Source organism: Pseudomonas sp. NFACC37-1 (assembly GCF_900101575.1).
Taxonomy (GTDB): domain Bacteria; phylum Pseudomonadota; class Gammaproteobacteria; order Pseudomonadales; family Pseudomonadaceae; genus Aquipseudomonas; species Aquipseudomonas fluorescens_AA.
The window spans coordinates 1-7,028 of the sequence record NZ_FMUZ01000071.1; the positions used below are offsets into that span (position 1 = coordinate 1).

At 63.0% G+C, this 7,028-nt stretch carries 8 protein-coding genes and 1 pseudogene; 5 read left to right on the plus strand and 4 right to left on the minus strand.

Translation table 11 applies throughout. The features are described from left to right. A partial coding sequence (locus BLP82_RS29685; RefSeq protein ID WP_305883183.1) for a group II intron maturase-specific domain-containing protein occupies positions 1-273 on the plus strand: 273 nt, incomplete at its 5' end. Positions 274-431: 158 nt separating this feature from the next. Here the strand turns inward: BLP82_RS29685 and BLP82_RS29690 are convergent. The 3 genes from BLP82_RS29690 to BLP82_RS29700 all read right to left on the minus strand — a co-directional run bounded on the left by BLP82_RS29690 (position 432) and on the right by BLP82_RS29700 (position 2,492). Beyond that, positions 432-1,403, minus strand: a complete 972-nt coding sequence (locus BLP82_RS29690) for a L,D-transpeptidase family protein (RefSeq protein ID WP_092177106.1) — start codon at positions 1,401-1,403, stop codon at positions 432-434. Positions 1,404-1,536: 133 nt separating this feature from the next. Beyond that, positions 1,537-1,830: a hypothetical protein gene (locus BLP82_RS29695; RefSeq protein ID WP_003199347.1), complete on the minus strand. Its 294-nt coding sequence runs from the start codon at positions 1,828-1,830 to the stop codon at positions 1,537-1,539. Between the two features lie 56 nt (positions 1,831-1,886). Then, on the minus strand, positions 1,887-2,492 hold the full coding sequence (locus BLP82_RS29700; RefSeq protein WP_092177109.1) for an arylesterase: 606 nt from the start codon (positions 2,490-2,492) through the stop codon (positions 1,887-1,889). A 10-nt stretch (positions 2,493-2,502) separates the two neighbouring features. On the opposite strand from BLP82_RS29700, the gene BLP82_RS29705 reads away from it, so the two are divergent. Genes BLP82_RS29705 through greB form a run of 3 tightly spaced genes read left to right on the plus strand, consistent with a single transcriptional unit; the run spans position 2,503 to position 6,222 of the window. Then, positions 2,503-3,186 carry an ABC transporter ATP-binding protein gene (locus tag BLP82_RS29705; RefSeq protein WP_060738553.1) on the plus strand — a complete coding sequence of 228 codons (684 nt, stop codon included), beginning with the start codon at positions 2,503-2,505 and terminating at the stop codon, positions 3,184-3,186. Continuing rightward, positions 3,186-5,690, plus strand: coding sequence for an ABC transporter permease (locus tag BLP82_RS29710; RefSeq protein ID WP_092177112.1), 2,505 nt, complete (start codon positions 3,186-3,188; stop codon positions 5,688-5,690). The genes BLP82_RS29705 and BLP82_RS29710 overlap by 1 nt, the downstream gene beginning before the upstream one ends. A 34-nt stretch (positions 5,691-5,724) precedes the next feature. Beyond that, on the plus strand, positions 5,725-6,222 hold the full coding sequence (gene greB / locus BLP82_RS29715; protein WP_092177115.1) for a transcription elongation factor GreB: 498 nt from the start codon (positions 5,725-5,727) through the stop codon (positions 6,220-6,222). Positions 6,223-6,230: 8 nt separating this feature from the next. On the opposite strand, the gene BLP82_RS29720 is transcribed toward greB, so the two are convergent. Beyond that, positions 6,231-6,539: a hypothetical protein gene (locus tag BLP82_RS29720; RefSeq protein WP_024618163.1), complete on the minus strand. Its 309-nt coding sequence runs from the start codon at positions 6,537-6,539 to the stop codon at positions 6,231-6,233. Between the two features lie 307 nt (positions 6,540-6,846). Between BLP82_RS29720 and BLP82_RS31435 the strand changes: the two are divergent. Further along, positions 6,847-7,028: pseudogene (locus BLP82_RS31435) on the plus strand (ISL3 family transposase); the annotation flags it as partial.

Genomic DNA, 7,028 nt, shown 5'->3' on the forward strand with positions numbered 1-7,028 from the left:
GGCTGGAAGGGATATTTCGGCTTGTCGCAAACTCCCAGAATCTGGCGAGAGTTAGATGAATGGATACGACACCGACTACGAGCAATCCAGCTCAAGCAATGGCGGCGTAGTTCAACGATCTATCGAGAGCTACGCAGGTTGGGTGCAAGTGAGGCTACTGCTCGCAAAGTGGCGGGAAGCTCTCGCTGCTGGTGGCGCAATAGCGCTCTTGAACTCAACCGAGTGCTCGATATAGCGTGGTTCGACAGAACGGGTTTACCGCGTCTCTCCTGACCTCAATCTCTCGAACCGCCCGGTGCGGACCCGCATGCCGGGTGGTGTGGCAGGGGAACGGCCTATGAAGGCCGTCTCCTATGCCGATTGCTTGGCGTTTAAGCAGGCGATAAAAAACCCGCCGACATCGCGAAACGTCGGCGGGTTGCTTTCGAGTTTTACTGCTGCAAGTCGATCGGCGCGCTCGAGACCATCGGTGCCGAGGTATTGGGAACGGCGATTTCCACCGGCAGGCCATCTTCCGCCGCCACCACATCCCGCACCACGTCCCAGTTCATGCGCAGGTTACTGGTGATGTCTTCGCGCTTGAGCATCGCATTGATCACCGCGGTGTGCTTGTCCACCACCGACGGGTTGCCCTTGTCGTCCAGCGGCGTATGCGCTTCCAGGTACACCTTGCCACCGCTCAAGCCCAGCTTGTAGGGATCGTTGATGATCCGCACCGACGTGCCCACCGGAACCATGCCGGCCATTTCCAGTACGTTGTTGTTGAACATCCGGAAACAACCGTGGCTGGTCCGCATGCCGATGCCGAACTTCTTGTTCGAACCATGGATCAGGTAGCCCGGGGTACCCAGGGTGAACTTGAAAGGGCCCAGCGGGTTATCCGGACCGGCGGGCACGACATTCGGCAACGGATCGCCGTCGGCAGCGTGTTCGGCCTTGATCGATGCGGGCGGAGTCCAGGTCGGGTTCGGAGTCTTGGCGATGATGCTGGTGTGGGCGATCGGCGAGCCCCAGCCCTCACGACCAATCCCCAGCGGGAAGGTGTAGACCACGTTCCGCCCCTTGGGGAAATAGTAGAGACGGTACTCGGCCAGGTTGATCACGATACCCTCGCGCGGGCCCGGCGGCAGGATAAAGCGGGTGGGCAGCACGATCTCGGTGCCAGCACCAGGCAACCAGGGATCGACCCCCGGGTTGGCGGCGACCATCTCGCTGTAGCCCAGGTCATAGGTGGTGCCCAGGTCGGCGAAAGTGTCTTCGTATTTGGCCTTGATGACTTGCACCTGGCCAACGATGTCTTCACCCGGCGGTGGCAGAGGCAGCTCGAGTGCGGCAACGGGGCCCGCCATACACAGGGCGGCAAGAGACAGGCAGCGGGCGACGGCAGGCAAGCGCGGCAACATCCGGGAAATCCTTCGCAGATCGAACAAGGGGTATGAAAACGGCGATTGTACACTGCCACTCTTTATTTCGGGGAGAGCGGTAAGGCGGCGTCCGATGCACAGCATTTTTCGGCATTCACCCCGCGCTGAGGGATTACAACTCGAACCGCAGCTCCGGCCAGATCGGCGAGGTTCCGCGCTTCTGGGATTCCAGGATCGCCCGGCACAGCGAGCACAGGCGATGATCCTGGAAAATCTTGCGATCGACGCTCGACCAGCGCGGCTGGGCCGGCAGCAGGCTACCGCAGAGGGTCCGGTCGGCCGAGCCACCGAGTTCCAACTGCCGGGTCACCAGATGCACCCGTACTTCCTGGCAGGCGAACAGATCCAGCTGCTCGTCAGGCTCGATCAGTTGGTAGGCAAACAGGGACCAGGCGGGACGCGGCATCGGGGGCTCCAAATCGGGGGCGCCACATTAGCCGAAAGCCCGCCGGTAGAAAAGCGTCAAAGCAGCGGTTTCAGCGTCGGCCAGACATTTTCCAGCAACTTGCCCTGGGCGGCGACGGACGGGTGCAATCCGTCGCCTTGCATCATTCCGGGAACACCTCCGATATCCTTGAGGAAAAACGGCACCAGCGGCACTTTTTTCTCCTCGGCCAGGGTGCTGTAGACCCGGGCGAAGGCATCGGTGTATCGGCGCCCGTAATTGGGCGGCAGTTGCATGCCCAGCAACAACACCTTGGCACCGCTTGCCCGGGAACTGTCGATCATCGCTGCAAGGTTTTGTTGCAATTGCGTTGGCGGTTGCCCGCGCAAGCCATCGTTGCCACCCAGCTCCAGGATCACCAGGTCCGGTTTATGGGCTGCAAGCAGCGCCGGCAGCCGCGCCTGGCCTCCGGCGCTGGTGTCCCCGCTGATGGAGGCATTGACCACTTTATCGTCAAAACCCTCGGCCTTGAGCCGCTGTTCGAGCAACGACACCCACCCTTGTCGGGTATCCAGGCCGAAAGCCGCGCTGATACTATCGCCAACGATCAGGACTGTACCCGCCGCTGCGTTCTGGGCCATGCACATCAAGGCCAGGCCGGCACTCAAAAACCACACACGCATCGGATTCTCCATGGGCTCAAGCATTCTCACCGCGACGGACCTTAGCAAAGTGGTCGCCAGCGCGGAAGGTGAACTGACCATCCTGCACGAACTCAGCCTGGAACTGAACAAAGGCGACAGCCTGGCCATCGTCGGCGCGTCCGGTTCCGGAAAATCCACGCTCCTGGGCCTGCTGGCCGGCCTCGACCTGCCCAGCAGCGGCGAGGTCACACTCGCCGGCCAGGCCCTCAGCGCACTGGATGAAGACCAGCGTGCGCGGATCCGCGCCGAGCATGTCGGTTTCGTTTTCCAGTCGTTCCAGTTGCTCGACAGCCTCAACGCACTGGAAAACGTCATGCTTCCGCTGGAGCTTGACGGCCGCAAGGATGCCCGCGAACGCGCCACGCAACTGCTGCAGCGCGTCGGCCTGGGCCAGCGCCTGACCCATTCACCGCGCCAGCTCTCCGGCGGCGAACAGCAACGGGTGGCCATTGCCCGGGCCTTTGCTGCCGAGCCCGACGTGTTGTTTGCCGACGAGCCCACTGGCAACCTCGACAGCCACACCGGCGAGCGCATCAGCGACCTGCTGTTCGAACTGAACAAGGAACGCGGCACGACCCTGGTGCTGGTCACCCATGATGAACGCCTGGCCCATCGCTGCCGGCGCCTGATCCGACTTGAAGCCGGCGAGATGGTCGCCCCTCTGGAGCCTTGATGGCACGCTTGCCGCTGTTGCGCCTGTTCAGTCTCGCTGTCCGTCAATTGCTTCGCGATGCCCGCGCCGGTGAGTTGCGGGTGTTGTTCTTCGCCCTGCTGGTGGCGGTGGCGGCGAGTACCGCCATCGGCTACTTCGGTGCCCGCCTCAACGGCGCGATGATGATGCGCGCCACCGAATTCCTCGGCGCCGACCTGCTGCTCGAAGGCAGCTCGCCGGCCCGTCCGGAACAGATCCGCAGCGGCACCGAACTGGGGCTGGAACACGCCCGGGTGGTGGAGTTCTCCAGTGTCGTGGCCACCGACAATGGCATCCAGCTGTCCAGCGTCAAGGCGGCCGATGACCGCTATCCATTGCGCGGCGAGCTGAAAAGCAGCCCCGCCCCGTTCGCGCCGGAAGAAACCGGCGGCCGTCCGAACCCTGGCGAGGCCTGGGTCGAGGCGCGACTACTGACGGCACTGGACCTGAAGATCGGCGACAGCATCGACGTTGGCAACCAAACCCTGCGGTTGGCCCGAGTGCTGACCTATGAACCGGATCGCGCCGGCAATTTCTACAGCCTCACCCCGAGAGTGCTGATCAACCTCAAGGACCTGGAGGCCACCGGCGTGGTGCAACCGGGCAGCCGGGTCAGCTATCGCGACCTGTGGCGCGGTCCGGCACCGGCCTTGCAAACCTACCGCGACCTGGTCAAGCCTGGCCTTGAAGCCAACCAGCGCCTGCAGGATGCCCGCGACGGCAACCGTCAGATCGGCGGCGCCCTGGGCAAGGCCGAGCGCTACCTGAACATGGCCAGCCTGGTGGCGGTTTTGCTGTCCGGGGTCGCCGTCGCGCTCTCGGCCAACCGCTTTGCCACCCGACGCTTCGATGCCAGCGCGCTGCTGCGCTGCCTGGGCCTTTCACGTCGAGAAACCATGGTGCTGTTCAGCCTGCAATTGACGGTGCTGGGCCTGCTCGCCAGCATCAGCGGCGCCCTGCTCGGCTGGATCGCCCAACTGGGCCTGTTCGCCCTGCTGCACGACCTGCTGCCCACCACCGTTCCGCCGGGCGGCCTGCTGCCTGCAGTCGCCGGGATCGGCACCGGGCTGGTGGCGCTGGCCGGGTTCGCCCTGCCGCCACTGGCTGCGCTGGGACGGGTGCCACCGTTGCGCGTGCTGCGCCGGGACATGCTGCCGATCCCGTCCAGCTCCTGGGTGATCTACGGTGCCGCTCTAGGTGCCCTGGGCCTGATCATGTGGCGCCTGAGCCTGGACCTGGTCCTGACCTTCGCCCTGCTGGGCGGTGGCGTCGTTGCCGCGCTGGTGCTGGGCGGCTTGTTGTTGCTGCTGCTCCAGAGCCTGCGTCGCCTGCTCGCCCGCGCCGCCCTGCCCTGGCGCCTGGGCCTCGGCCAATTGCTGCGCCATCCCTTGGCCGCCGCCGGCCAGGCCTTGGCGTTCGGCCTGATCCTGTTGTCCATGGCGTTGATCGCGCTACTGCGCGGTGAACTGCTGGACACCTGGCAAAACCAGTTGCCCAAAGACGCGCCGAATTACTTCGCCCTGAACATCCTGCCCAACGACAAGCAGGCCTTCACCGACAAACTGCTGGAATTGTCCGCACAATCGGCTCCGCTCTATCCCGTGGTACCTGGGCGCCTCATCAGCATCAATGGCGAACCGGCCACGGAGTTCGTCACCAAGGACTCGGCGGGTGACCGGGCGCTGCAGCGCGACCTGAGCCTGACCTGGGCTGCGGACCTGCCGTCGGGCAACGTCGTCACTGCAGGGACCTGGTGGCCGCAGCAGCCTGCGGACGATGTCCCGGGGGTTTCGGTGGAAGGCAAAGTGGCCGAGAACCTCAAGATCAAGTTGGGCGACCACCTGGTCTTCAGCGTGGGCGGGGTCAACCGTGAAGCGAAGGTCACCAGCCTGCGGGAAATCAACTGGGACAATTTCCAACCCAACTTCTTCATGATCTTCCAGCCCGGTACATTGAAAGACCTGCCGGCGACCTACCTCACCAGTTTCTACCTGGCGCCGGGCCACGACCAACAGATCGTCGACCTTTCCCGGGCCTTTCCGGCGGTGACGATCCTGCAAGTCGAGGCCCTGCTCGAACAACTGCGCAGCATCCTGGCCCAAGTGACCCTGGCCGTGGAGTACGTGTTGCTGTTCGTGCTGGCGGCGGGAATGGCGGTGTTGTTCTCCGGCCTGCAGGCGACCCTCGACGAGCGGATCCGCCAAGGCGCGCTGTTGCGCGCACTGGGCGCCGAACGGCCCCTGCTGGTCAAGGCCCGGCGCATCGAGTTCGGCCTGCTGGGCGCCGTCAGTGGGCTGCTGGCGGCCCTGGGTTCGGAACTGGTGAGCCTGGTGCTTTACCGGTACGCCTTCGACCTGCCCTGGCATCCGCATCCATGGCTGTTGGTATTACCGCTGCTGGGGGCTTTGTTGATCGGCGCAGCCGGGGTGTTCGGCACCCGTCGGGCGCTCAACGCCAGCCCGCTGACAGTATTGCGCGAGGGTTGATAGACTCCCGGCTTCGCTATCACAAGAAGTTGCCATGAGCCGTTATCGCCCACCTCGCTCCGCCGGCACCGCGCTGATCACCCCCGAGGGTGAAGCGCGGATGCGCGCTGAATTCCATGAGCTATGGCATGTGCGCCGTCCCCAGGTGACCCAGGCGGTCAGCGAGGCGGCAGCCCAGGGGGATCGTTCGGAAAATGCCGAATACACCTACGGCAAGAAAATGCTCCGGGAAATCGACAGTCGCGTGCGCTTCCTCACCAAGCGCCTCGAAGCGCTCAAAGTGGTCAGTGAAAAACCCAGCGATCCGAACAAGGTATATTTTGGCGCCTGGGTCACGGTTGAAGATGAGGACGGCAAGGAATCACGCTACCGCATCGTCGGCCCGGACGAGCTGGACCTGAAGCAGAACCTGATCAGCATCGACTCGCCGTTGGCACGGGCGCTGATCGGCAAGGCCCTGGACGCCGAGGTCAGCGTCCAGACGCCCACAGGCGAGAAACGGGTCTACATCGTGGACATCGCGTATCCGTAACCTTCACCTCAACGGCGCGTGATCAAGCCCTGCCGTGCGACACGGGTCAGTTGCCGGATCATTTCAGGAGCGTCCGCTGCGCTGGGGGACTGGATGACAGCCAGGTCGAAGCTGTCATTGGCAAAACGCGCCAGCGACTCACCGTCTTCGACAAACTGGATCAGGAAAGCGGCAGGCCCGTGGTTGCGACGCGGCCAGCCGTCGAGGTAACGCAAGAGTGTTGGCTGGTGAGTGCCGCCCAAGAGAATTTTCGGGTTGCGTTGCACAAGGTTCGCCGTGATCGGCGCAAGACGTACAAGGGGACTGGGTGCGTTCATCGTGTCGTGTCTCTGCCTCGAAAGTCTGCATGGCAGGTGAGAGGCAACACCGAACCAGCGCTTTAGCGGTATTTCGAAACCGTTCTTTCCGGCTTCTATCGGCAACGGGAGAGTCACCTGGCGCCCCGCAAGTAGCTGTTTAAATCGGCGCATGAGCGGCATCCTAGAGAAGCTGACCGGCCAGTGTCAAGAATCACTCCCCATAAAAAAAGGTTCTTCACGGAATCCCGGGAAACACAGAAACAAGAACGCCGATTTGATTGATGATGTTCGTGCGAGCAAACACATCTAACAAACCGGCGTTCTTATGCGCGATATTAATACTTTCCTTCCTTTTTGGGAGGGCTTTTCTGTCGTCACGATCAAGCCTGATGGCGACGCGCTTCAGATCGACCTGATTCCCCATCCCACCCGATTCCCATCCTGCGGCGGGTGCCAGAAAACCTGTTCAAGCACTCATGAGTATTGCGAGCGTACCGTTCGTGACTT